Genomic DNA, 22758 nt, shown 5'->3' on the forward strand with positions numbered 1-22758 from the left:
GCCAGGGCATCGCGGATGCTGCCGGTGCCGGCAGCGCAGCGGCGCATGATGCCATGCGGACCGCGACGGTGCCCTGCTCCGCACCGCGCCGGATTCAGGCCGGGTCGGCCTGCAGCGCCTGGATGCGGCGCTGGTACCAGTCGCCACCGAGCGGATCGAACACCGCCGAGCGCTCCATCTGCGCCTCGTACACGTGTACCGAGATCGCCAGTGCCTCATCGCTGGCATTGCGCAGGGTGTGGTACTCATGCGGGGGGATCAGGCTGCCGGCACTGCCGCAGCCCCCGCGCAGCGCGGCGTGGCGGCGGAAGCGCCAGCGCTCGCCGGCGCACTCCAGCAGCTCGTAACGGGTGATCTCCAGCTCGCCCAACCACACGCCCTCCACACACCACATGGCATCGTGGTCGTGCAGCGGCGTGCCCTGCCCTGGGCCCCAGCTCATGGCAATCACGCTGTAGCCGTGTTCGCGGCTGTGGTACAGCGGACGTCGCGCGTAATGATCGCTGACCGGCCGATGCACGCATTCGGGCAACTCGATGCGGCTGTCGATTATGGCTTCCTGCAGCGCCAGCTGCAGGTCGGCCGTGATGCGCTCGGGATCACCGGAGCTCATCGCCGCGTCGACTGCGGCGATCAACCGGTCGCGGCCACGGAACGGCGGAAACGGAGAAGTCTGCAGGTCCATGCCTCGAATGTAGCGGAGCATGGTTAAGGGAATGTTGGCGTTCGCGCGCGTCGCGTCCACATTCAGGGTGAATACGCGCGGAAGAACGGTTCAGATGCAGAAGCAGTAGAGCGATCACAATGGAACCTTGCGCAGCAGAACCTGTCGAACACGACACGATTCAGATCCGCTGCGACATTCCGCAACTTCGCGCCCGACGGGCGCAAGGCTAGAATTCTCCGACTTACCTGGTTCTATACATGTCAGTGCGAACTATTAGCGATGCCGCGTTGCCGGCATCGAAGGGCAAGGCTGCCACGATCAACGACATCGCACGACTGTCGGGAGTTTCCAAGAAAACGGTTTCAAGAATCATCAACAACTCGCCGCTGGTGCGCAAGGACACCCGCGACAAGGTCGAGGCGTTGATGCGCGAGGTCGGTTACGTGCCCGATCCTCTCGCGCGCGGGCTGGCATTCCGCCGCTCCTTCCTGATCGGCCTGGTGTATGACGATCCCGGTGCCCAATGCATCGTCGACCTGCAGCACGGCGCGCTGGACGCGCTGCGCGGGACTGGCTATGAGCTGGTGGTGCACCCCTGCGACAGCCAGGATCCGGAATGCCCGCAGGGCGTGCGCCGTTTCGTGCAGCAGCAGAAGCTGCACGGCGTGATCCTGGGGCCGCGTGCGTCCGAATCGGCTGCGCTGGCGCAGATGCTCGATGACATCGACTGCCGCTACGTGCGCATCAACGCGCATGCCTCGGAGGATGAGAACCATGCCGTGGTCACCCATGACCGCGATGGTGCTGCCGCTGCGGCGGGCTACCTGCTTTCGCTTGGCCACCGCGACATCGCGGTGATCACCGGACCGGGTGACCGGCGTGCCGCGCGCGAACGGACGCATGGTTTCCTTGATCGGCTGGCGCAGGTCGGCCTGACCCTGCCCGGCGAGCGCGTGCTGGAAGCGGGCGACACCTTCGAGTCCGGCGTGCATGCCGCCGAACGGCTGCTGATGGGCGAGCAACGCCCCAGTGCGATTTTCGCCGGCAACGACGAAATCGCCGCAGGCGTGTACCAGGTGGCATTGCGTGCAGGCATCGCGGTGCCGCAGCAGCTGTCGATCGTCAGCTACGACGACAGCCCGTTGGCATCGCGGCTGTGGCCGCCGCTGACGTCGGTGCGTCGCCACGTCTCCGATATCGGCCGCACCGCCGCCGCCATGCTTGTCCAGGCCGACGTTCCCGACGCGCCGACCGCGGCCAGCGTGCATCCGCAGTTGATGGTGCGCGGGTCCTGCCGGGCCGTGGACGCCTGAGTGCCCTGCCCTCGCCTGCGTCGCTGCAGTGGCGCAGGCAGGCAACAACGAAAACGGCGCACCCATGTGCGCCGTTTTCAGTGCAAAGCCGTGCGCGTTGTGTGCTTACACGTCGCCGCCGTCGGCCCAGCCTTCGCCGTTGCCCTTCTGGAACACGCGGTCGTCGCCCTGCACTTCACCGGCCGGCAGATGCGCCTGGTTGGCCAGGGCCGCGTAGATCGGGGTGAAGTCCGGCGAGGTCGCCTGCATGAGCTGTTCGAAGCTGTCGATGACGAAGTAGGTCTTCTGGAAGGTGTCGATGCGGTACTTCGTGCGCATGATGCGCTGCAGGTCGAAGCCGATGCGGTTGGGCGCGGCCGATTCCAGCGAGTACAGCGACTCGCCCTTCGACGACACAATGCCGGCACCGTAGATGCGCAGGCCCTCGGGCGTATCGATCAGGCCGAACTCCACCGTGTACCAGTACAGGCGGGTCAGGTTCTGCAGCGCATCCGGGCCGATCGCGTGGGCTTTGACGCCGCCACGGCCGTATGCCTCCATGTAGTCGGCGAACACCGGGTTCATCAGCAGCGGTACGTGGCCGAACAGATCGTGGAACAGGTCCGGCTCGGCGATGTAGTCGATCTGGTCCGGGCGACGGATCCACCAGGTCACCGGGAAACGGCGGTTGGCCAGATGGTCGAAGAAATCCAGTTCCGGCAACAAGCCTTCAACGCCGACCAAGGTCCAGCCGGTGGCGGCGCCGAGCACTTCGTTGAGCTGGTCGAAGCGCGGAATCATGTGTGCGCTCATGCCCATCTCGTCCTGCGCATCCAGGAACTCCTGGCAGGCACGGCCGACCAGCAGCTCGCGCTGGCGCTGGTAAAGCGTGCTCCAGGTCGCGTGGTCGTCGGCGCTGTAAGTGTCCCATGGCTGCTCGACGAGCGCGGTGGTATACACCGGCACGTAGCCCTTGTCGGTCTGCTGGTGTTCGACGCGGCGGGGCTGGGCGAGGTCCATGCGGCACTCCTGGATGGGATACCCATGATGCTAGGGCAGGGGACGCGCAACAGGGTTGCAAAAGTTGCGCCGATTGGCCTTGTTGGCGCAATATCATTGCGTACTCACCATGTTGCGGGGCAACAATGGCCGGAGAAGTCCAGTTCGATCGCACGGATATACGCCTGCTGGCCGAAATCCAGCGGGATGGGCGCGCCACCAACGCCGAACTGGCGGCGCGGGTGAATCTCTCTCCTTCGGCCTGCCTGCGGCGGTTGCAGCGGCTGGAAAGCGAGGGCGTGATCGTCGGCTATGGCGCGCGGCTGGAGCCACGGCAGCTGCGGCTGGGCCTGCAGGCCTTCGTGCGCGTGCAGCTGGAAAAGCACGACCAGGCCGCCATCGGCCACTTCGTGGACAGCGTGCAGGCGTGGGACGAGGTGGTGGCCTGCCACGCGCTGACGGGTGACATGGACTACCTGCTGCACGTCTACGTGCGCGACCTGGAGCACTTCTCGCGCTTCCTGCTGGACCGGCTGCTCAATGCCGGTGGCGTGGCCGATGCCAATTCCAGCTTCGTGCTGCGCACGGTGAAGGGCTTCCAGGCGTTGCCGCTGTCGCAGCTGGAGTCCTGAGCAACCACCGGGCGGGCCCGGTGGCCTGGCTTCAATGGATCAGCACTTGTCCTTGCGGCCCATCAGCTTGCCCAGGCGCGAGGCTTCCTCGCACTTCGGCGCGGCCACCGGTGCCGGTGCGGCAGCTGCGGCGCGCGCGCGCTGCAGCTGCTGGATCCTGGCGCGGATCTGCGGCATCGCTGCCATCGCAGCCTTTTCGCCTTCCAGGATCGCGGTGCCACGCTGGCTGAAATCGGCGGCACCGATGTCCAGTACCTTCGGGCGGATGACGATGTCGGCGCGCGCCAGTTCCTGCTCGCCCAGGCGCTGGCCCATGATCGAGATGGACTGGTTGACGATGCCCAGCATGTCGGTCGGCGCCTTGCCGCTGGCCTTGCTGGAGATGTCCACGGCGATCACGAAGTCGGCGCCGAGCTGGCGGGCGGCATCCACCGGCACCGGGCTGACCACGCCACCATCGATGTAGTTGCGGCCGCCGATCTTCACCGGCTCGAACACACCGGGAATGCTGCTCGACGCGCGCACTGCCTGGCCGACGTTGCCGCGCACGAAGATTGCGCGCTCGCCGGTTTCGAGCTGGGTGGCGACGGCGGCGAACGGCTTCTTCAGGCGCTCGGCGGGACGGTTGGCGACCTGCTCGTTGACGTAGTCCTGCAGCTTCTGGCCCTGCACCAGGCCACCGGAGAACAGGCGCACATCGCGGATGCTGGCTTCGTCCAGCGCGACGGCCTTGCTCTGCATCTGGAAGGCATCCATGCCGCTGGCATACAGGGCGCCGACCACGCTGCCGGCGCTGGTGCCGGCGACCACGGCTGGCTCGAAGCCGTTGGCCTCCAGCATCTTGATCACGCCGATATGGGCAAAGCCTTTGGCCGCGCCGCCGCCCAGGGCGATGCCGATCTTCACCGGCTTGGCCTGCGGGACCACGGTCGGCGCAGGCGGTGGCGTGGGGCGGACCGGATCGCCACCGCAGCCGGCCAGCAGGCCGATCAGGGCGACGGACAGCAGCATGCGGGGGCGGAACAGGCTCATCGGCAGTGCGCGCGCGGCGCCGGATTCAGGAAAGGGCGCCAGCATACCGAAGCCGCGGCGGGGCGGGCAGGGTGGAAATATCGCCCATTCATAAAGGTAGTGCCGGCCGCTGGCCGGCAACCATAGGGAAACTGGCAACGGTCCACGGGGCTGCCGGCCAGCGGCTGGCACGACCGGAGGCGGTCAGAACCGGTTGTCACCATCCAGCATCCGGCCCAGGCCGCCCAGCACCGAGCCTTCGCCGCGGCTCTGGCCGCCGCCCTGCGGTGCGGCCATCCACATGCGGCCGGCCAGGCGTGAGAACGGCAGCGACTGCAGCCAGACCTTGCCGGGGCCGGTCAACGTGGCCAGGAACACCCCTTCGCCGCCGAACAGCATGCTCTTGATGCCGGCCACCCGACGCACGTCCATGTCCACCGTCGGGTGGTAGGCCACCACGCAGCCGGTATCCACGTCCAGGCGTTCGCCGGCGGCCAGCTCGCGCTCCACCACGCAGCCGCCGGCGTGGATGAACACCCAGCCGTCGCCCTCCAGTTTCTGCATGATGAAACCCTCGCCCCCGAACAGGCCGGTCATGATCTTGCGCTGGAACTGCACGCCGATCTGCACGCCGCGCGCGCCGGCCAGGAAACTGTCCTTCTGGCAGATCAGGCGGCCGCCGTGCTGGTCCAGCTTCATCGCCAGCACCGTCCCAGGGTAGGGCGCAGCGAAGGCGACCTTGCCCTTGCCATGGCCGCTCTGGGTGTAGACGGTGGCGAACAGGCTTTCGCCGGTCAGTACGCGCTTGCCGGCAGCCATCACCTTGCCCATGAAGCCGCCGCCCTGGTCGCCATTGGCGGCGCCGAACACGGTATCCATCTGCACCGTGGCGTCCTTGAACATCAGCGCGCCGGCCTCGGCAATGGCGCTCTCGCCGGGATCAAGCTCGATTTCCACGAACTGCATTTCATGGCCGACGATGCGGAATTCGATGTCGTCGGCGCGGCCGCTGGCGGCGGCGGGGACCGGGGGTGGGGTGTGGGGCATGCCCGGGGCCGCGGATTGCAGTTCAGGCACTTCGGCAATCGAGGTCCATCCGCTCATGCCCTGGCACCAGGCCAGCGCGCGCGGGTTGGCCTGCGCGTAACGGCGCGCGGCCGGGTCATCGAGCGGTCCGATTCGGTCGGCCTGGGCCGAGGCATGGAAGTACCACTGGGTCATTGCGGCGGCTCCGCGGCGCTGGAAAACCCCGAGTCTAGCGAGCGCCCCGGGGGCAGGGCGACGGGGCCATGAACGGCCGGCATTTGCGGGGCAGGTGCTGTATTGCAACAATTATCTGGTAGCGCCGTTTTACCACCCCTCCAAACACAGCCTACCGCCATGTCCCCGACCCGCACTTCCCGTGGCCGCCTCCCGGTCGCGCGCCCTCTCGTTGCCGCTCTTTCCGCCCTGCTGCCGCTGGTAGCAGCCGCCCAGGAAACCCCTGCCGCCAAGGATCCGGTTGCCCTCGACACCCTGCAGGTCACCGCGCAGCGCCGTGTCGAGAACGCCAAGGACGTACCGGTTGCAGTCAGCGCGATCCAGGGCGAGAAGCTGGATGTGCTCGGTTCGGCCGGCGATGACATCCGCTTCCTGGCCGCACGCGTGCCGAGCCTCAACATCGAGTCGTCCTACGGTCGTGCCTTCCCGCGCTTCTACATCCGCGGCCTGGGCAACACCGATTTCGATCTCAATGCCTCGCAGCCGGTGTCGCTGGTATACGACGACGTCGTGCAGGAAAGCCCGCTGCTGAAGGGCTTCCCGCTGTTCGACCTGGCCAACGTGGAAGTGCTGCGTGGCCCGCAGGGCACCCTGTTCGGCCGCAACACGCCGGCCGGCGTGGTCAAGTTCGATTCGGCCCGCCCGTCGCAGGATGCCGACGGCTATATCCGCGTCGGCTACGGCAGCTACAACAGCTGGAACGTGCAGGGCGCCTACGGCGGCCCGCTGACCGACCGCTGGTCGGCGCGCGTCTCGGCGATCTACCAGCGTCGTGACGACTGGGTCGACAACACCCGTGTGGGCGCGCCCAACAGCGGCTTCGAAGGCTATGACGAAGCGGCAGGCCGCGTGCAGTTCCTGTACGAAGGCGATGACTTCGAAGCGCTGTTCAACCTGCACAAGCGCAAGCTCAACGGCACCGCCCGCCTGTTCCGCGCCAACATCATCCAGAAGGGTGGCAATTCGCTGGTCGAGAACTTCGACCGCGACAAGGTGGCCAACGACGGCGTCAACTTCTCCGACCTGGAGACCTGGGGGGGCAGCGCGCGCCTGCAGTGGAACCTCGGCTCGGTGACCCTGCACTCGATCACCGGCTACGAGACCGCCGAATCGCTCAACCGCGGTGACATCGACGGTGGCTACGGTGCGGCCTTCCTCGGTGCCGGCAACTACGGCCCGGGCCTGATTCCGTTCTCCTCGGAGTCGGCTGATGGCCTGCCGCACCATCGCCAGTGGACGCAGGAATTCCGCGTCGAGTCCAACGAGTGGGGCCGCTTCGACTGGCAGGCCGGCGTCTTCTACTTCGATGAAGACGTGACCATCAACAACTTCAACTACGACTCGCTGGCCCCGGGCAATCCGCAGACCGGCCACGTGGTGCAGAACCAGCGCAACAAGGCCTGGGCAGTGTTCGCCTCGGGTGACTTCGACGTCACCGACCGCTTCAAGCTGCGTGCCGGCGTGCGCTACACCCAGGACAAGAAGGACTTCAGCGCCAGCGTGCTGCAGGCGGTTCCGTTCGGCACCCCGGTCAGTGGCCCGTACCTGGCCAACACCGACGTCAACGACGTCAGCTGGGACCTGAGCGGCGTCTACAAGCTCACCGACGACATCAACGCCTACGCCCGCGTGGCCAAGGGTTTCCGCGCGCCGTCGATCCAGGGCCGCCTGGCCTTTGCGCCGGGTCTGTCGCAGGCCGATTCGGAGAAGGTCATCTCGTACGAGGCCGGCATCAAGGCCGACCTGTTCGAGCGCCGCGCGCGCCTGGGCCTGAGCGTGTTCCGCTACGACGTCGATGGCCAGCAGCTGATCGCCGTGGGCGGTGCCAACAACACCGCCACCCTGCTCAACGCCGACAAGACCATCGGCCAGGGCGTCGAGCTGGACCTGGAGGCCTACCTGGCCGACAACGTCCTGCTGACCTTTGGCAGCAGCTACAACGACACCGAGATCAAGGACAAGAACCTGGCGGTGGCGATCTGCGGCGGCGGCTGCACCATCACCGACCCGACCACGGTGATCAACGGCCAGACCTACGCGCTGGTGAACGGCAACCCGCTGCCGCAGGCGCCGAAGTGGATCCACAACGCGACCCTGCGCGTGGGCTTCCCACTCAGCGATGGCAGCGAGCTGTACGCCTACACCGACTGGGCCTACCGCAGCGCAGTGAACTTCTTCATCTACGAGTCGCCGGAATTCCGCGGCCGTAGTTCGCTGGAAGGCGGCCTGCGCCTGGGCTACAACTGGGAGTATGGCCAGTACGACGTGGCGGTGTTCGGCCGCAACCTGACCAACCAGACCCGCGTGGTCGGTGCGATCGACTTCAACAACCTGACCGGCTTCCTCAACGAGCCGCGCACCTGGGGCGTGGAGTTCACCGCGAAGTTCTGATGCGGTCGCTGCGGTAGTGCAATGAAGAAGGGCCGGCGCAATGCCGGCCCTTCTGTTTCCTGCTTTCTGTAGAGTCGAGCCATGCTCGACTGCCATGAGCCGAGCATGGCTCGGCTCTACAGAGGCATGGCTTACAGCGCGCTCTGCGGGCGCACCTTCAGTACCGCGTTCTCGGTGGTGCAGTCGCGGCTGGAGTGCAGGCCGGCCTTGCGCGCGGCAGCGATCTCCTTGCGTGCGGCCAGCAGGTCCTTGTTGAACGCGGCGTTGTCGTGCAGGCGGGCCACGGCGGCGGCACCCATGAAGCGGCCTTCCAGGATGTCGCTCTGCCAGTGCACGTTGCACACCAGGCGGCTCTCGCCGTAGTTGCGGCCGCGGGCCTGGATGGCATCGGCGCGGTCCGGCACGATCTCCGACAGGATCAGTGCCCAGGCCCAGCCGATCGAGGTGTGGCCGGATGGATAGGAACCATTCTTGCGCAGGCCATCCTCGTCCTTCGGCGAGCAGGTCGGCTCACCGTTGACCATGAACGGGCGCGGGCGCTGGTAGTGGTTCTTGGCCGCCTTGGTGGCGGCGCTGGCGTCGATCCGGCTGCGCTCCAGCAGTCGATACAGCGCCGGAGTCTTCACCGCATCGACGTCGATGTCGGCGGCGCAGGAGAAGTGGTTGGCGCCTTCGGGGAAGCCGAGTTCCGCATCGATGCCGGCCTGGGCGAAGCGCGGGCTGCCACGCAGCGCGCGGGCTTCACGGCTGACCTGTTCGTCCAGGGCGAGGGCGGCCGAACCGGCCACCGGCGGTGCCGGCACCAGATCGAGGCTGGCCGGAACAGCGCTCTTGTCCAGATAGCCCACGGCCTTGGTGGTGATGTTGGCTTCGACGGCGGTCGGTTTGGTGGCCGTGGCAGCACAGCCGGCCAGGGCCACGGCAACGGCGAGGCCGAGCAGCGGGCGGGCGGGGTGGGAAATCAGCGACATGGACGGGCTCCGGAGGAAAAACACCGCGTCATGATCGCAGCCCGTATGCGGCACCGCAGTGGCCATCGGTCATACGGCCAGACCCGGCATGGTCATCACAGGAGATGAAGAACGTCATCGAAGCGTGCCAGTCTGCTGAATCCGGGCGCAGCGCACGGACTTTCACGCGGCCGCACCGTGAGCATCGGCACATCGGCAGTCACCAGGGGCCGTCCAGTTCCAGCCGGGTCGGGGGGATCCGAAGACAGAGGGAGAGAAGCGATGCGCAGCACCGCAACAGGAAGTACCGTCCTGGCCCTGCTTCTGGGGCTGGCAGCAGCACCGGCGCAGGCCGCCGACGTGGTCGGCGTGGCCTTCGTGCATGGCACCGGCGCGCAGACCAATGCCACCCAGGACTACTGGCAGCCGGCGATCATCGACACCGTGCGCCAGGGCCTGCCGAACAGCAGCAACTATGTGGTCATCAACTGTGACTTCACCCAGTACATGTGGAAACCGGAGGCCGCCGGCTGCCTAGCCAACCAGCTGACCAGTTTCATCGACAGCCGTGGCATCACCCAGCTGGTGGTGATTACCCATTCCAACGGCGGCAACGTGATGCGCTGGATCCTGTCCAATCCGACCTACGACAGCCGCTATCCGAAGATCATCCGCACGGTGCGCAAGGTCAACGCACTGGCACCGTCTTCGGCGGGCACGCCACTGGCCGATGCGGTGCTCAACGGCAATACCTTCGAAACGTCGCTGGGCTGGCTGCTGGGCTACAAGAACGACGCGGTACGCCAGCAGCAGGTGGCCAGCATGGCCACCTACAACGCGCAGAACCTGTACGGCACGGCCGGTCGCCCGGCGCTGCCCAGGCCGTTCCGCGCGGTGGTCGGCAGTGACGTGGAATCGGCGGTGTGGGACAACAACAGCTACTGCGGTGGCTATGCCGCCAACGTCGGCCTGGAGTTCACCCAGAACTGGTTGTCGTCCTGCTCCGATGGCTTCCTGGAGTGCAGCAGCCAGAAGGCGGCCGGCACCACCTGGTTCACCGACAAAGCGCGCACCCAGGGCGCAGAACCGCTCAGCCACAACCAGAGCCGGCGCGAGTGCTTCGGCCTCGGCACCCTGCTGCGCAACGACCTGACCCAGTGAGGGAGATGACCATGACGACCCATTCCACCCTGCTGGCCAGTGCGGTGCTGGCAGTACTGTCCCTTTCCGCCGCGCAGGCCGCGCAGCCTCTGCAGGCGGCCCGCGCGGGCGATCAGGTGCCTGCCGCATTGGTGGCCGCGCCGCTGCCTGCCGATGAAAGCGAACACGCGCCGTTGTCGTTTGCCTGGGCGCTGGACCCGGCACAGCCGCTGCAGGCGGCCACGCCATATGCCTCGGTCAGCCGCAGTTACTGGCAGCAGGTCGATGGCACGCAGCTGCAGCGCGGCCTGGACCTGCCGCTGACGGCGCCCGATGCGGTGATCCAGCTGAGTCCGGCCGCAGGAGCCCGCGCGCTGCCGGCCAACACCCTGCAGGTGCGCGACCCGGCTGGCCGCAGCAGCGTGGCCCGCAGTGTCGATGCGCGCGCGCTGCAGGATGCCGGCATGCCGGTGAGTGATGGCAGCAGCATGCTGCGCACCGGCGCGACCAGTGCCGCCGGTGCGTACACCCTGCAGAGCACGCAGGCGCAGGGCCGCTATGTGGTGCAGGTGCTGGAGCCCAACAGCCCGCTGCGGTTGGAAGTGCAGGCCAACCAGGCGCAGGTGCTGGCCGGTGGCAACGTGCAGCTGCAGGCACGCCTGCTGGAAGACGGCGCCACCACCGCGCAGCTGGCATCGCGTCGTGGCGGCCTGGGGGGGGAAGCCCTGCTGGTCGCACCGGATGGCCGCAGCTGGCCGCAGCGCCTGCTGCGCACCACCGATGGCAGCCTGCGCGCGCAGGTGCGGATCCCGACCGACATCGGCACCGTGCAGGGGCTGTGGGAGCTGCAGGTGTTCGCCCAGGCCGATGGCGTGCTGCGCGATGGCAAGGTGGCCTTCGCGGTGGCACGGCCGACCGCGCGTTTCAGTGGCCAGGCAGCACCGGACCCTTCCAGCCGCCAGGTGGCGCTGCCGCTGCAGGTGGCTGCGGCAGGCCGCTACGAGGCACGTGGCACGCTGTATGCCACGGCCCGCGATGGCCGGATGAGGCCGGTCGCGCAGGCACATGCAGCCGCGTGGTTCGATGGCCCAGGCGCCGGCCAGCTGGTGCTGCCGTTCGACGAGGCCGCGTTGCCGGCCGGTTTTGGCGCACCGTACGAGCTGCGTGACCTGCAGCTGCAGGACCAGAGCCGGATGGCACCGATCGAGTCGCGCGCGCTGGCGTTGCGGTTCTGAGGTTGCGTGCAGCGGGCCGGGGTCCGGCCCGCTGCTCCTGTGTAGAGGCGAGCCCATGCTCGGCGGCCGTTTGCCGTGATCAGGAGCAGCCGAGCATCGGCTCGGCTCTACAACGGCATGCCGATCACCCCGCGTATGCGGTCAGCCGGCCTTCCTGCTCGCAGACGGTGATCGCGCCGCCGAACACCGCCGACAGCGGTTCGTTGCGCAGCAGCTCGGCGCGGGTGCCGTCGGCCAGCACGCGGCCATCGCGCAGCAGCACCACCCGCTCGATCTCGGGAATGATCTCTTCGATGTGGTGGGTCACCAGCACCAGGGTGATGCCCTGCTGCGCCAGCACCCGCATGGTCGCCACCAGCTGCTCGCGGGCGACCAGGTCCAGCCCGGTGGAGGGTTCGTCCAGCAGCAGTGCCTGCGGCCGGTTGACCAGCGCGCGGGCGATCAGCACGCGGCGGGTCTCGCCAGCGGACAACTCGGCGTAGGCGCGGTCGCGCAGGGGCAGGGCGCCGGTCATCGCCAGTGTCTCGCCCACACGTGCGCGCATATCGGCGGTCACTTCGCGGAAGGCCGGCACCACGTAGCTGGCGAAGAAGCCGGACAGCACTGCCTGTTCCACGGTCAGGCCCGGCATGTCGGCCAGGTTGCTGCTGAGATCGCCGGTGACGATGCCGAGCTGCGATCGCAGCCGGTCCACCTGCCAGCGGTTCTGCCCCAGCACCCTTACCGCCACGGAGCCGTCGACCTGCGCCAGCGGGTACAGCTCGCGGGTGATCAGCTTGATGAAGGTCGACTTGCCGCAGCCGTTGGGGCCGAGCAGGGCGGTGTGCTGGCCCTGCGCGATGCGCAGGCTGAGCCCGTGCAGCACCTTCACCTGGCCGCGCACCACGGTGGCGCGGTCCAGTTCGATCAAGGGGGGCAGCTCCGCAACGGGCGGGGCGGCAGTCATGGTGCTGGCGCGTGGATCAAGGCTCGACAACTCAGGTCCCCAACTGTGAACGGTGCCACGGATGGCGATGCGATACATCGCCGCAGGGATGCAGTTTGCAACGCAAGCGCCCATCATGTCTGCCATCCCCGCGTCGATTCGGAGAGCTGCCATGTCTGATGCCCTGATGTCCCTGTTGACCGGTGGTGTGCTCGGCCTGGGAGGGTGGGCCATGCTGGCGGTGTTGCTGGTCTTCACCCAGATCACCATCTTCTCGGTAACCCTGTACCTGCACCGCAGCCAGGCCCATCGCGGGGTCGATTTCCATCCGGCGCTGGCGCACGTGTTCCGCTTCTGGCTGTGGCTGACCACGTCGATGATCACCCGCGAGTGGGTGGCCATCCATCGCAAGCACCACGCCAAGGTGGAGACTGAGGACGATCCGCACAGCCCGGTCACCCGCGGCATCGGCAAGGTGTTCTGGCATGGCGTGGAGCTGTACCGCGAAGCGCGCGGCATGCGCGCGGACATCGAGCAGTACGGGCGCGGCACGCCGGACGACGCGATCGAGCGCCACCTGTATACCCCGCACGCCACGCTGGGGCCGGTAGTGCTGCTGGCGATCAACGGCGTGCTTTTCGGCCTGCCCGGTGTGGCGCTGTGGGCGATCCAGATGGCGTGGATCCCGTTCTGGGCGGCGGGCGTGGTCAATGGCCTGGGCCACTGGTGGGGGTACCGCAACTACGAGTCGGCCGATACCTCCACCAATCTCACGCCGTGGGGGTTCTGGATCGGTGGCGAGGAGCTGCACAACAATCACCATGCCTTCCCCAGTTCGGCGCGCTTCGCGATGAGGCGCTGGGAGTTCGACATCGGCTGGAGTGCGATCCGCCTGCTGCAGGCGCTGCGACTGGCCAGGGTGCTGCGGGTGGCACCGGCCATGGACGTGCGCCCGAACATCGCCGTGCCCGATGCCGAAACGCTGAAGGCGCTGCTGTCGCATCGCTTCCAGGCGATGACCGATTACCAGCGCAACGTGTTCATGCCGGCCCTGCGCGAGGAGGCCGCGCAGGCCGGGGCCAAGCTGCGCCGCCTGCTGCCACGCCGGTTGCGCCGTGGCCTGGTCAACGATGGCCGCTGGCTGAAGCCGGACAGCCGCGCCCAGCTCAGCGCATGGGTGGCGCAGCGGCCGCGCATCCGTACCCTGGTCGAGTACCGCGGGCGATTGGCTGCGCTGCTGGAAGCCCGTGGCCACGACGCCGCTGAGCGCCTGCATCAGCTGCAGGCGTGGTGCCGCGAGGCCGAGGAAAGCGGCATCGCGGCGTTGCAGGCCTACGCCGCACGGTTGAAGGGCTACAGCCTGGTGGGCGCGTGAGGGCAGGGTACGGGCTTCTGCTGGCGGCGCTGCTGCCGGGTGCGGCGCTGGCCCAGGTCACCGACACCGCCAGCTATCTGCAGCGGATGGACAGCGATGGCGACGGCAGGGTCAGCGAGGCCGAGTACGTACAGTGGATGCTGTATGCCTTCGATCGCATGGACCGCAACGGTGATGGCGTACTGAGCGCCGACGAGCTGCCCGGCGGCAAGGGCAGGGCAATCCGCCGCGAGCAGCAGCGGCAGGTGATCGTGCAGCGCTTCCACAAGCAGGATGCCAACGGTGATGGCTTCCTGGATGCCCGCGAGCTGTCCGCGCCGCCGCGTTGAGCGGGCGTAGAATCGCACCATGCCTGAACTGCCCGAAGTCGAAACCACCCGCCGCGGCCTGGCGCCGCACCTGCAGGGCCGGCGCGTGCATGGCGTGATCCTGCGCCGCGCCGACCTGCGCTGGCCGATTCCACCGGAAGTGGCCGAGCTGCTGCCGGGGCAGCGCATCGAGGACATCCGCCGGCGCGCCAAGTACCTGCTGCTGGATACCGCCATCGGCAGCGCCGTGCTGCACCTGGGCATGTCCGGCAGCCTGCGCGTGCTGCCCGGTGATACCCCGCTGCGGGCGCATGACCACGTCGACATCAGCCTGGACAATGGCCGCCTGCTGCGCTTCAACGACCCGCGCCGCTTCGGCAGCCTGCTCTGGCAGCCGGCTGGGGAGATCCACCCGCTGCTGCAGGGGCTGGGCCCGGAGCCCCTGGACGACGTGTTCGACGGTGACTACCTGTTCGCCCGCAGCCGGGGCCGCAGCGCGCCGGTGAAGACCTTCCTGATGGACCAGGCGGTGGTGGTGGGCGTGGGCAACATCTACGCCGCCGAGAGCCTGTTCAAGGCCGGCATCAGCCCGTTGCGCGAGGCAGGAAAGATCTCGCGAGAACGCTACCAGCGGCTGGCCGACGCGGTGAAGGAGATCCTGGGCTACGCCATCACCCGCGGCGGCACCACCCTGCGCGATTTCATCAGCCCCGACGGTGCGCCGGGCTACTTCGAGCAGGAGCTGCTGGTGTACGGCCGCGACGGGCTGCCCTGCCCGAACTGTGGCCGCGCGCTGAAGCACGCCACCATCGGCCAGCGCGCCAGCGTCTGGTGCAGCCACTGCCAGCGCTGAGCCGGCGACCAGCGGCAGCTGAACGGGCAGGGCGCGTCTCCGCTGCCCGTTAACGTTTGTCTGCCTATGATGGCCGACCTTCCTCCCTGTGCCTGACGCGCCTGCATGCAACGACGCGACTTCATCCGCAATGCCTCCCTCGCCCTGGCTGCATTCGGCCTGCCGTCCCTGCCCGCGTGCGCGGCCAGCCGGAGCGGCCAGATGGGCCTGCGCCGCCTCGGCCAGCCGCAACCGTTCGACTTCGCCACCCTGAAGGGCCAGGCGCGCGCGCTGGCACAGGCACCCTACAAGAGCCACAAGCGGGTGCTGCCGGGCCGCCTGGAAGGACTGGACTGGGACCAGTACCAGTCGATCGGCTACCGCCAGGACCATGCGCTGTGGGCCGACCAGCCCGGCAAGTTCCAGGCCAAGTTCTTCCACCTGGGCCTGTACTTCCATTCGCCGGTGCGCATGTTCGACGTGGTCGACGGCAAGGCGCAGGAACTGGCCTATGACGGCGCGGCGTTCAACTACGGCAAGAGCGGCATCAAGGACGGCGAGCTGCCGGCCGACCTCGGCTTCGCCGGCTTCCGCCTGAACACCCGCAAGGATACCGACCGCGACTTCGCCGCCTTCCTGGGCGCCAGCTACTTCCGCGCGGTCGGCAAGGAAGGCCAGTACGGCCAATCCGCGCGTGGCCTGGCGATCGACACCGGCATGGGCAAGCCGGAGGAATTCCCGGACTTCATCGCTTACTACCTGGAGCAGCCGTCGGCCGATTCGGAGACGATCGTGGTCTATGGCCTGCTGGATTCGCCCAGCGTGGCCGGTGCCTATCGCTTCGCGATCACCAATGGCGACGTGCTGCTGATGGACATCGACAGCGCGCTGTACCCGCGCAAGGCGATCGAGCGGTTGGGCATCGCCCCGTGCACCAGCATGTACCAGGTGGGCGAGAACGACCGCCGGATGGGCTGGGACTGGCGCCCGGAGATCCACGATACCGATGGCCTGTCGCTGTGGACCGGTGCCGGCGAGTGGATCTGGCGGCCGCTGCTGAACCCGCGCAACCTGCGTTTCAACATGTTCGTGGACCGCAACCCGCGCGGCTTCGGCCTGCTGCAACGCGACCGCAATTTCGACCATTACCAGGACGACGGCGTGTTCTACGAGAAGCGCCCGTGCCTGTGGGTGGAGCCGAAGGGCGAATGGGGCGAGGGCTCGGTGCAGCTGGTGGAGATTCCCACCGTGGACGAGACGTTCGACAACATCGTGGCGTTCTGGAACCCGAAGGAAAAGCCGCAGCCGGGCCAGGAGCTGCTGGTCGGCTACCGCTTGTACTGGGGCGCCGAACCGCCGGCGCGCCCGCCGCTGGCGCACTGCGTGGCCAGCCGCACCGGCCTGGGCGGTGTGGTCGGCAAGAAGCGTGAGTACTTCAGCTGGCGCTTCGCGGTGGACTTCGAAGGTGGCGAACTGGCCAGGCTGATCGACAAGGCCGAGGTCGAAGCGGTGGTGGAAGCCAGCCGTGGCCGGGTCGAGATCGTTTCGGCGCGCCCGCTGCGCGAGATCAACGGCTATCGCGCGATGTTCGACCTGGTGCCGCCGGAAGGCAGTACCGAGCAGATCGACATCCGCCTGTTCCTGCGCAGTGGTGGCAAGACCCTCACCGAGACCTGGCTGTACCAGTACACCCCGCCGCCGGCCGGTGCGCCGGAGCGCACGCTGTACTGAGTGGTTTGGGATTGCAGGGCTTGCAGCCCTGCACCCGCTTCAAGCCAAGGCAACGTCAAATGCGTGCATTCCGTGGGATGGCGGGGTGGGTCCGGTTGAGGGGGGCGGCGTAAATACGTCCATGTAGCCTCGGTCGCGCCATCCATGGCGCTCACGCCCCCTCAACCGGACCCACCCCGCCTTCGACAGATCTCCGCGATCTGTCGGAACAGCTCATGGGGTCAGATCCGTTTTCCGAAGGAAAACGGATCTGACCCCGGAATTTCATTCGGATATCTGACAGATTTCATCCACTCATGGCGTGGATCTACTGGCCGCCGGCCAATTGTCGAAGGCGGGGCACTGTGGGTTTGCGGGGTGTGAGCCGCATGGATGCGGCGACCAAGGCTACATGGACGTACTTGCGCCGTCCCCGCACACCCACAGTGCCCCGCCATCCCACGGAATGCCAGCTTTCGCTGTTGACGTTGCTGTTGCCTCTGCAGGTGCAGGGCGCAGCCCTGCCGAACACCCCTTACAGCGGCAGCGGCGCCTGCGCCGGATCGATCCGGCCTTCGCCGCGGGTGATCTTCTTGAACTCCGCGCGGCTGACCGACACGTAGCGCTCGTTGCCACCGATCTCCACCTGCGGGCCGTCCTGCACGGCGTGGCCATGCTCGTCCACGCGCACGGTCATCGTCGCCTTCTTGCCGCTGTGGCAGATGGTCTTGATCTCCTGCATCTCGTCGGCCCAGGCCAGCAGGTACTGGCTGCCTTCGAACAGCTCGCCGCGGAAGTCGGTACGCAGGCCGTAGCACAGCACCGGAATGCGCAGCTGGTCGACCACCTCACTGAGCTGCCAGACCTGGGCGCGGGTCAGGAACTGCGCCTCGTCCACCAGCACGCAGCCCATCGGGCCGTTGGCTGCCAGATCCTGCTCCACCCAGCGCTGCAGGTCGGTATCGCGGTCGAAGGCCATGCCGTCAGCGCGCAGGCCGATCCGCGAGGCAACCACGCCGGCGCCGGCACGATCGTCCAGGCGTGGGGTCAGGATCGCCACCCGCATGCCGCGCTCGCGGTAGTTGTGCGCGCTCTGCAGCAGGGTGGTGGTCTTGCCGGCGTTCATCGCCGAGTAGTAGAAGTAGAGCTTGGCCATCGGCCAATTCTAGTCGCCACCCGGCCCGCCGTCGCGGATCGGCCGTGGCCGGGCGATCACGTGCCGGCTGTCGCGTACCCCGGTGCCAGCAGCGCCGAGGCAACGATGGCCTGGCAGGCGTGGCTCATCGCCCCGATCTGGCCAGCTCCTCGTCCTGCCATTGCCGGTAGGCCACCGGGTCCCAGTAGCGCGCCAACTGGTGCTTTTCCGGTTGCAGCACACGGGCCCCCGCATCGCCACGGCCCTGGCTGCGCATGGCGCCGTTCCAGCCGGCGCGGCTGCCGGTCTGCCGCATGCTGCCGGCCCGCAGTTCACGTTCCAGCCGCGGCGTCGCGGCCGGGTCGCCGAACTCGGCATACAGCGCGCGGCCCTCGCGTACCGCGCGCTCGCGCTCGTCGGCGGACAGCGCCTCCCAGAAGCGTTCGCGCTGTACCACCAGCCACTCGGTGCCGCGCTCGGCCGCCAGGTCCATCCATGCATAGCCCAGGGCGCGGTCGACCGGACCGCCCTGCCCGTTCCAGAGCATGTCGGCCAGCGCTGCCTGTGAGAGCTTGTCGCCGTAGCGCGCGGCATTGCGGAAGTCGTTGCGGGCCTCTTCGTGGCGGCCCCGCTCGCGGGCCTGCATGCCGAGCCCACGGAAGCGCAGGTCCGGATGGTAGACGAGGAACTCGTGCGACTGCAGCACGATGGTTTCATAGGCGTCGGCAGGCGGTGCCGGGCTGGACCCGGCCGCAGGCACGGCCAGCAGGCCCAGCAGGGTAGCCACCAGCGGGCGGGCGATGATGTTCAACGACATGGACCACGCTCCTGTGTTCCGGAGTCGACTCAATACCTTAGGGCCAGGCGTCATGCAAGTCAGGTCGGCCCGCCGGCACCCCGCTACAATCCTGTCCCCATGCACGGTCTCAATCCCCCCCAAGCCGCCGCCGTCCTGCACATCGAAGGCCCCTTGCTGGTGCTCGCCGGCGCCGGCAGCGGCAAGACGCGGGTGATCGTGGAGAAGATCGCTCACCTGATCGGCAGTGGCCGCTATCCGGCGCGCCGCATCGCGGCGATCACCTTCACCAACAAATCGGCCAAGGAAATGCGCGAGCGCGTGGCCAAGCGCCTGCGCGAGCAGGACGCCGACGAGGTGACCATCTGCACCTTCCATGCGCTGGGCCTGAAGTTCCTGCAGATCGAACATGCCGCCGTGGGCCTGAAGCGCGGCTTCTCCATCTTCGATGCCGATGATGCCGCCGCGCAGATCAAGGACCTGATGCACGGCGCCAAGCCCGATGACATCGAGGACATGAAGAACCTGGTGTCGCGCGCGAAGAACGCAGGGCTGTCGCCCGAGCAGGCGATGGCCGCCGCACGCAGCAACCGCGAGAAGGAAGCGGCCAGCGTCTACGAGCGCTACCAGCTGCGGCTGACCGCGTTCAATGCGGTTGATTTCGACGACCTGATCCGCCTGCCGGTGCAGATCCTGGAAGAGAACCCCGAGATCGCCCTGGCCTGGCGCGAGCGCATCGGCTACCTGCTGGTGGACGAATGCCAGGACACCAACGACGCGCAATACCGCCTGCTCAAGCAGCTGGCTGGTGAGAAGGGCAATTTCACCTGCGTGGGTGACGATGACCAATCGATCTACGCCTGGCGTGGCGCCAACCCGGAAAACCTGCAGCAGATGGGGCGTGACTACCCCACGCTGGAAATCATCAAGCTGGAGCAGAACTACCGCTGTTCCAACCGCGTGCTGCGCGCAGCCAACGCGCTGATCGCCAACAACCCGCACGAGCACCTGAAGAAGCTGTGGAGCGACCAGGCCGACGGCGAGCGCATCCGGGTGTGGGAATGCCGCAACAGCGAGCATGAAGCGGAAAAGGTGGCCGCCGAGATCGCCTTCGTGGCGCAGTCGCGCAACGTGCCGTGGAGTGACTTCTGCATCCTGTTCCGTGGCAACTTCCAGTCGCGGCCGCTGGAAAAGGCGATGCAGCTGCTGCGCATCCCCTACCACCTGACCGGCGGCACGATGTTCCTGGAACGCCAGGAAGTGAAGGACACGCTGGCCTGGCTGCGGCTGCTGGTGAACCCGGACGATGACACCGCGTTCATGCGCGCGGTGCAGTCGCCCAAGCGCGACGTGGGTGCCGGTACGCTGGCCAGGCTGGCCGAGCTGGCGCAGGAAAAGGACATCCCGATGGCGCATGCCGCCGAGTCGATCGGTGCGCTGCAGCAGCTGCCACCGCGCGCGGCCAACAGCCTGGCGCGGTTCACCGACATCCTGCGCGACCTGCGCGCGCAGATGCGCCAGGTCAGCTCCGGCGACATGATCCGCAAGGTGGCCAAGGAATCGGGCCTGCTCAGCGAACTGCGCCAGCAGGCCAAGGAAGAGGCCAGTTACCAGCGCCGCGCCAACAACATCGAGGAACTGGCGCAGTGGTTCGAGGGCGGCCCGCGCGGCGCCACCGCGGCCGACCTGGCCGGCCAGCTGGCGCTGCTGTCGCGCAGCGACAAGGACGAGGGCGGCAACCAGGTGCGCATGATGACCATGCACGCCTCCAAGGGCCTGGAATTCCCGTACGTGTTCATCGTTGGCTGCGAGGACGGCGTGCTGCCGCACCAGGTCAGCCTGGACGAGGGCAACCTGCAGGAAGAACGTCGCCTGCTGTACGTGGGCATCACCCGCGCCAAGATCCAGCTGTGGATGAGCTACAGCAAGCTGACGCGCAAGTTTGGCGAGCATGTGCGGCTGAAGCCGAGCCGGTTCTTCGAGGAGATTCCGGCCGAGGAGATCCAGCGCGATGGTGCCGATCCGGTGGCCGATGCAGCGCGGAAGAAGGAGCGCGCGACGGCGGGGTTGGCCGCGATCGAGGCGCTGTTCGATTGAGGATCGAAAAGCCACTAAAGTGGTATTCCAATCCGTCCGATTGACGCTTCTGGCCTTGAGCCTGCATCGGGTTAAGGCCTAGTGTGAGCGCACCCGAAGTGCGCGCCGTGTCCTTCATCGTGTCCAACGACATCCCTCCTGTTCTCACCCGTACCTTCCTCGGGCTGGGCGTGGTCCTGCTTGTTTCAGCACTTCTGGCCTACGTTGGTGCCAGGCGCTTCCTCGATGCGGCGGTCATTGCCGATGGCAGGATCACCCATGTGGGTGCCATCACCGTTGATCGCGGTGGTTCGCGCACTTCAGGGGTGAAGTTCCTGTACTGGGTGGAATTCACTACCAGCAGCGGGCAAGTGATGCGGTTCTTCGCAGGTCGTACCAGCCGTCGTGCCTACATGACGGGCGATCATGTAGATGTGCTGTACCTGCCGGACCGCCCGGACAAGGCTCTGGTGCGTTCGCTCTCATCACCCTGGGGCCTGAGCGTCATACTGGGATTGGGCGGCGGCCCATTCCTGCTGGCGGTGGGATTTATGCACCTGCCGCAGGCGGCGAGGGCATGGCGGCGCAGGCAGCTCCTTCGCCACGGGACACGGGTGCAAGCCAAGGTCCGGGCGATCAAGCGCGATCTCGGAGTATTTTCGGGGGGAAGGCATCCGTTCGTCATCGTCTGCGCCTGGCGCGATCCTGAAACCACTCGATGGCATGTCTTCCACAGTGCGTATCTATGGGCCGATCCCCGTGCACAGGTGAGTGGGCGTGAACTGGATGTCCATGTCATGCCGGGCAATCCGCGCTACTACCATGTCGATACCTCCTTCATTCGATCAGCGCCGGCACCTGCACGCTGATCGATCAACCCGGCAGCACCATGCCCACCCTCCTCAGATGTTTTTTGCTGTTTTTCTTTGCCGTGGGCCTGCTGACCCTTCTGGCCGCCGCCTGGCTGTTCGTGGACGTCCAGCGTTTCGCGCGCAAGGCCGTTTCCGTAACCGGAACGGTGGTGGCCGTCCAGGCAGAGGATGCCCGGTCGGAAATGGAGGGGATGCCCGCACGTGACATCACCCTGCATCGCCCGGTGGTGAGGTTCCAGACCGCACAGGGGCAGATGATTCAGTTCACCGCGTCCTTTGCTACCGGGGCACCACTGTACGTGGTCGGCGAACAGGTACAGGTGCTGTATCCCGGCGGCATGCCTTCCAAGGCTCGTATCCAGCACCCGGGATTGCGCTGGGGCGCACCGCTGCTGTTGGCGCTGATGGGCATGGGGTTCTGCCTGATCGCCGCATGCGTCCATCGCCTGTGCGTGCGCTACTGGCCGATCCTGTTCGGCCCGCGTGACGGGGCATGTGGCTAGGCTGGGCATCGTAGTGGCCCACTTGGCCTGAGCGTGCTGCACGGCGGGCGCTGGCGTTGCAAAATCGAGGTATTCCTTCCGGAGCCCACCCATGCATCCCATCGAAAGCGAACGCCTGCGGCTGCGCCGCCTGGAACCAGACCGGGATGCTGCGCCGATGCTGGCACTGCTCAACGATCCAGGCTTCCTGCGTTTCATCGGTGATCGCAACGTGCGCAGCGAGGAGCAGGCGCGGGAGTACATCGCGCTGCGCGTGCTGCGCAGCTATGCCTTGAACGGCTTCGGCATGTATGCGATCGAGCGCCTGGCCGATGGCGCGTGGCTGGGTAACGCCGGCCTGGTGCGGCGTGATGGCCTGCCGGGGCCGGATATCGGCTATGCGGTGCTGTCGGAGTTCACGGGGCAGGGCTATGCCGGCGAGGCGGCGCAGGCGGTCTTCGCGCATGCCCGTGCGGAGCTGGGCATCGAGGATCTGTACGGCATTACCGACCTGGACAATGTGGCTTCCGGACGCATCCTGCTGGGGCTGGGCATGCACGAACGCGGCGTGATCCAGCTGCCGGGCGTGGACAGCGCGAGCCGGTTGTACGCCACGCCGGGGGCGGCGGTGGTTCAACAGCCAGCATGAGCCGGTGGGGTATGGTGCAGG

21 protein-coding genes are annotated in these 22758 nt (G+C 67.3%); 13 read left to right on the forward strand and 8 right to left on the reverse strand.

Annotated elements, in window-relative coordinates; all coding sequences use genetic code 11:
* Positions 1-94 precede the first annotated feature (94 nt).
* Complete coding sequence (locus PEM_RS18525; protein WP_111129420.1) at positions 95-685, reverse strand: cysteine dioxygenase family protein; 591 nt, start codon at positions 683-685, stop codon at positions 95-97.
* Positions 686-924: 239 nt separating this feature from the next.
* On the opposite strand from PEM_RS18525, the gene PEM_RS18530 reads away from it, so the two are divergent.
* Positions 925-1980: a LacI family DNA-binding transcriptional regulator gene (locus tag PEM_RS18530; RefSeq protein WP_065179060.1), complete on the forward strand. Its 1056-nt coding sequence runs from the start codon at positions 925-927 to the stop codon at positions 1978-1980.
* 105 nt (positions 1981-2085) lie between these two features.
* On the opposite strand, the gene phhA is transcribed toward PEM_RS18530, so the two are convergent.
* The gene (phhA, locus tag PEM_RS18535; RefSeq protein WP_111129421.1) at positions 2086-2979 is read right to left on the reverse strand and encodes a phenylalanine 4-monooxygenase; all 894 of its coding nucleotides are present in this window, start codon (positions 2977-2979) and stop codon (positions 2086-2088) included.
* Between the two features lie 125 nt (positions 2980-3104).
* Between phhA and PEM_RS18540 the strand changes: the two genes are divergently transcribed.
* The gene (locus tag PEM_RS18540) at positions 3105-3590 is read left to right on the forward strand and encodes an Lrp/AsnC family transcriptional regulator (RefSeq protein ID WP_005411782.1); all 486 of its coding nucleotides are present in this window, start codon (positions 3105-3107) and stop codon (positions 3588-3590) included.
* 39 nt (positions 3591-3629) lie between these two features.
* Here the strand turns inward: PEM_RS18540 and PEM_RS18545 are convergent, their stop codons facing one another.
* Both PEM_RS18545 and PEM_RS18550 read right to left on the reverse strand, forming a co-directional pair.
* Positions 3630-4622 (reverse strand): patatin-like phospholipase family protein, encoded by a 993-nt coding sequence (locus PEM_RS18545; RefSeq protein WP_053496711.1) that lies wholly within the window; start codon positions 4620-4622, stop codon positions 3630-3632.
* A gap of 183 nt (positions 4623-4805) precedes the next feature.
* Positions 4806-5822 (reverse strand): TIGR00266 family protein, encoded by a 1017-nt coding sequence (locus PEM_RS18550; RefSeq protein WP_005421115.1) that lies wholly within the window; start codon positions 5820-5822, stop codon positions 4806-4808.
* Between the two features lie 159 nt (positions 5823-5981).
* Here PEM_RS18550 and PEM_RS18555 point away from each other — a divergent pair, with 159 nt between their 5' ends.
* Positions 5982-8252 carry a TonB-dependent receptor gene (locus tag PEM_RS18555; RefSeq protein WP_111174696.1) on the forward strand — a complete coding sequence of 757 codons (2271 nt, stop codon included), beginning with the start codon at positions 5982-5984 and terminating at the stop codon, positions 8250-8252.
* A gap of 131 nt (positions 8253-8383) precedes the next feature.
* Here the strand turns inward: PEM_RS18555 and PEM_RS18560 are convergent, their stop codons facing one another.
* Positions 8384-9223, reverse strand: a complete 840-nt coding sequence (locus PEM_RS18560) for a phosphatase PAP2 family protein (protein WP_005421113.1) — start codon at positions 9221-9223, stop codon at positions 8384-8386.
* A 261-nt stretch (positions 9224-9484) separates the two neighbouring features.
* Here PEM_RS18560 and PEM_RS18565 point away from each other — a divergent pair, with 261 nt between their 5' ends.
* Positions 9485-10363: a hypothetical protein gene (locus PEM_RS18565; protein ID WP_065179776.1), complete on the forward strand. Its 879-nt coding sequence runs from the start codon at positions 9485-9487 to the stop codon at positions 10361-10363.
* An 11-nt stretch (positions 10364-10374) separates the two neighbouring features.
* Positions 10375-11577 carry a DUF4785 domain-containing protein gene (locus PEM_RS18570; protein WP_032954734.1) on the forward strand — a complete coding sequence of 401 codons (1203 nt, stop codon included), beginning with the start codon at positions 10375-10377 and terminating at the stop codon, positions 11575-11577.
* A 124-nt stretch (positions 11578-11701) separates the two neighbouring features.
* On the opposite strand, the gene PEM_RS18575 is transcribed toward PEM_RS18570, so the two are convergent.
* The gene (locus tag PEM_RS18575) at positions 11702-12523 is read right to left on the reverse strand and encodes an ATP-binding cassette domain-containing protein (RefSeq protein ID WP_050562733.1); all 822 of its coding nucleotides are present in this window, start codon (positions 12521-12523) and stop codon (positions 11702-11704) included.
* A 151-nt stretch (positions 12524-12674) separates the two neighbouring features.
* Here PEM_RS18575 and PEM_RS18580 point away from each other — a divergent pair, with 151 nt between their 5' ends.
* The 4 genes from PEM_RS18580 to PEM_RS18595 all read left to right on the forward strand — a co-directional run bounded on the left by PEM_RS18580 (position 12675) and on the right by PEM_RS18595 (position 16748).
* The gene (locus tag PEM_RS18580; RefSeq protein WP_005421109.1) at positions 12675-13877 is read left to right on the forward strand and encodes a fatty acid desaturase; all 1203 of its coding nucleotides are present in this window, start codon (positions 12675-12677) and stop codon (positions 13875-13877) included.
* Positions 13874-14206, forward strand: coding sequence for a hypothetical protein (locus PEM_RS18585; RefSeq protein ID WP_005421108.1), 333 nt, complete (start codon positions 13874-13876; stop codon positions 14204-14206). Before PEM_RS18580 ends, PEM_RS18585 begins: the two co-directional genes overlap by 4 nt.
* Positions 14207-14225: 19 nt before the next feature.
* Complete coding sequence (gene mutM, locus PEM_RS18590) at positions 14226-15038, forward strand: bifunctional DNA-formamidopyrimidine glycosylase/DNA-(apurinic or apyrimidinic site) lyase (RefSeq protein WP_111127246.1); 813 nt, start codon at positions 14226-14228, stop codon at positions 15036-15038.
* Positions 15039-15143: 105 nt separating this feature from the next.
* Positions 15144-16748, forward strand: a complete 1605-nt coding sequence (locus tag PEM_RS18595) for a glucan biosynthesis protein D (protein WP_032954730.1) — start codon at positions 15144-15146, stop codon at positions 16746-16748.
* A 514-nt stretch (positions 16749-17262) separates the two neighbouring features.
* Here the strand turns inward: PEM_RS18595 and PEM_RS18605 are convergent.
* Complete coding sequence (locus PEM_RS18605; protein WP_005421101.1) at positions 17263-17883, reverse strand: thymidine kinase; 621 nt, start codon at positions 17881-17883, stop codon at positions 17263-17265.
* Between the two features lie 124 nt (positions 17884-18007).
* On the reverse strand, positions 18008-18679 hold the full coding sequence (locus tag PEM_RS18610; protein WP_005421099.1) for an SEL1-like repeat protein: 672 nt from the start codon (positions 18677-18679) through the stop codon (positions 18008-18010).
* Positions 18680-18778: 99 nt separating this feature from the next.
* Here PEM_RS18610 and PEM_RS18615 point away from each other — a divergent pair, with 99 nt between their 5' ends.
* From PEM_RS18615 to PEM_RS18630, 4 genes are all read left to right on the forward strand, one after another.
* Positions 18779-20755: a UvrD-helicase domain-containing protein gene (locus PEM_RS18615; RefSeq protein ID WP_111127244.1), complete on the forward strand. Its 1977-nt coding sequence runs from the start codon at positions 18779-18781 to the stop codon at positions 20753-20755.
* 107 nt (positions 20756-20862) lie between these two features.
* Positions 20863-21603, forward strand: a complete 741-nt coding sequence (locus PEM_RS18620) for a DUF3592 domain-containing protein (RefSeq protein ID WP_005421096.1) — start codon at positions 20863-20865, stop codon at positions 21601-21603.
* 20 nt (positions 21604-21623) lie between these two features.
* Positions 21624-22109 carry a DUF3592 domain-containing protein gene (locus PEM_RS18625; RefSeq protein WP_095378490.1) on the forward strand — a complete coding sequence of 162 codons (486 nt, stop codon included), beginning with the start codon at positions 21624-21626 and terminating at the stop codon, positions 22107-22109.
* Positions 22110-22200: 91 nt separating this feature from the next.
* The gene (locus tag PEM_RS18630) at positions 22201-22737 is read left to right on the forward strand and encodes a GNAT family N-acetyltransferase (RefSeq protein ID WP_005421092.1); all 537 of its coding nucleotides are present in this window, start codon (positions 22201-22203) and stop codon (positions 22735-22737) included.
* Positions 22738-22758 lie beyond the last annotated feature (21 nt).

Source organism: Stenotrophomonas sp. Pemsol (assembly GCF_003586545.1).
Taxonomy (GTDB): domain Bacteria; phylum Pseudomonadota; class Gammaproteobacteria; order Xanthomonadales; family Xanthomonadaceae; genus Stenotrophomonas; species Stenotrophomonas sepilia.

Bases quoted from the DNA above. Each gene is read 5' to 3' on its own strand.
- mutM (WP_111127246.1), top strand. From the start codon at position 14,226: ATGCCTGAACTGCCCGAAGTCGAAACCACCCGCCGCGGCCTGGCGCCG.
- PEM_RS18545 (WP_053496711.1), bottom strand. From the start codon at position 4,622: ATGAGCCTGTTCCGCCCCCGCATGCTGCTGTCCGTCGCCCTGATCGGC.
- PEM_RS18565 (WP_065179776.1), top strand. From the start codon at position 9,485: ATGCGCAGCACCGCAACAGGAAGTACCGTCCTGGCCCTGCTTCTGGGG.
- PEM_RS18525 (WP_111129420.1), bottom strand. From the start codon at position 685: ATGGACCTGCAGACTTCTCCGTTTCCGCCGTTCCGTGGCCGCGACCGG.
- PEM_RS18530 (WP_065179060.1), top strand. From the start codon at position 925: ATGTCAGTGCGAACTATTAGCGATGCCGCGTTGCCGGCATCGAAGGGC.
- PEM_RS18630 (WP_005421092.1), top strand. From the start codon at position 22,201: ATGCATCCCATCGAAAGCGAACGCCTGCGGCTGCGCCGCCTGGAACCA.
- PEM_RS18605 (WP_005421101.1), bottom strand. From the start codon at position 17,883: ATGGCCAAGCTCTACTTCTACTACTCGGCGATGAACGCCGGCAAGACC.
- PEM_RS18555 (WP_111174696.1), top strand. From the start codon at position 5,982: ATGTCCCCGACCCGCACTTCCCGTGGCCGCCTCCCGGTCGCGCGCCCT.
- PEM_RS18560 (WP_005421113.1), bottom strand. From the start codon at position 9,223: ATGTCGCTGATTTCCCACCCCGCCCGCCCGCTGCTCGGCCTCGCCGTT.
- PEM_RS18570 (WP_032954734.1), top strand. From the start codon at position 10,375: ATGACGACCCATTCCACCCTGCTGGCCAGTGCGGTGCTGGCAGTACTG.
- PEM_RS18625 (WP_095378490.1), top strand. From the start codon at position 21,624: ATGCCCACCCTCCTCAGATGTTTTTTGCTGTTTTTCTTTGCCGTGGGC.
- PEM_RS18595 (WP_032954730.1), top strand. From the start codon at position 15,144: ATGCAACGACGCGACTTCATCCGCAATGCCTCCCTCGCCCTGGCTGCA.
- phhA (WP_111129421.1), bottom strand. From the start codon at position 2,979: ATGGACCTCGCCCAGCCCCGCCGCGTCGAACACCAGCAGACCGACAAG.
- PEM_RS18615 (WP_111127244.1), top strand. From the start codon at position 18,779: ATGCACGGTCTCAATCCCCCCCAAGCCGCCGCCGTCCTGCACATCGAA.
- PEM_RS18580 (WP_005421109.1), top strand. From the start codon at position 12,675: ATGTCTGATGCCCTGATGTCCCTGTTGACCGGTGGTGTGCTCGGCCTG.
- PEM_RS18575 (WP_050562733.1), bottom strand. From the start codon at position 12,523: ATGACTGCCGCCCCGCCCGTTGCGGAGCTGCCCCCCTTGATCGAACTG.
- PEM_RS18540 (WP_005411782.1), top strand. From the start codon at position 3,105: ATGGCCGGAGAAGTCCAGTTCGATCGCACGGATATACGCCTGCTGGCC.
- PEM_RS18550 (WP_005421115.1), bottom strand. From the start codon at position 5,822: ATGACCCAGTGGTACTTCCATGCCTCGGCCCAGGCCGACCGAATCGGA.
- PEM_RS18610 (WP_005421099.1), bottom strand. From the start codon at position 18,679: ATGTCGTTGAACATCATCGCCCGCCCGCTGGTGGCTACCCTGCTGGGC.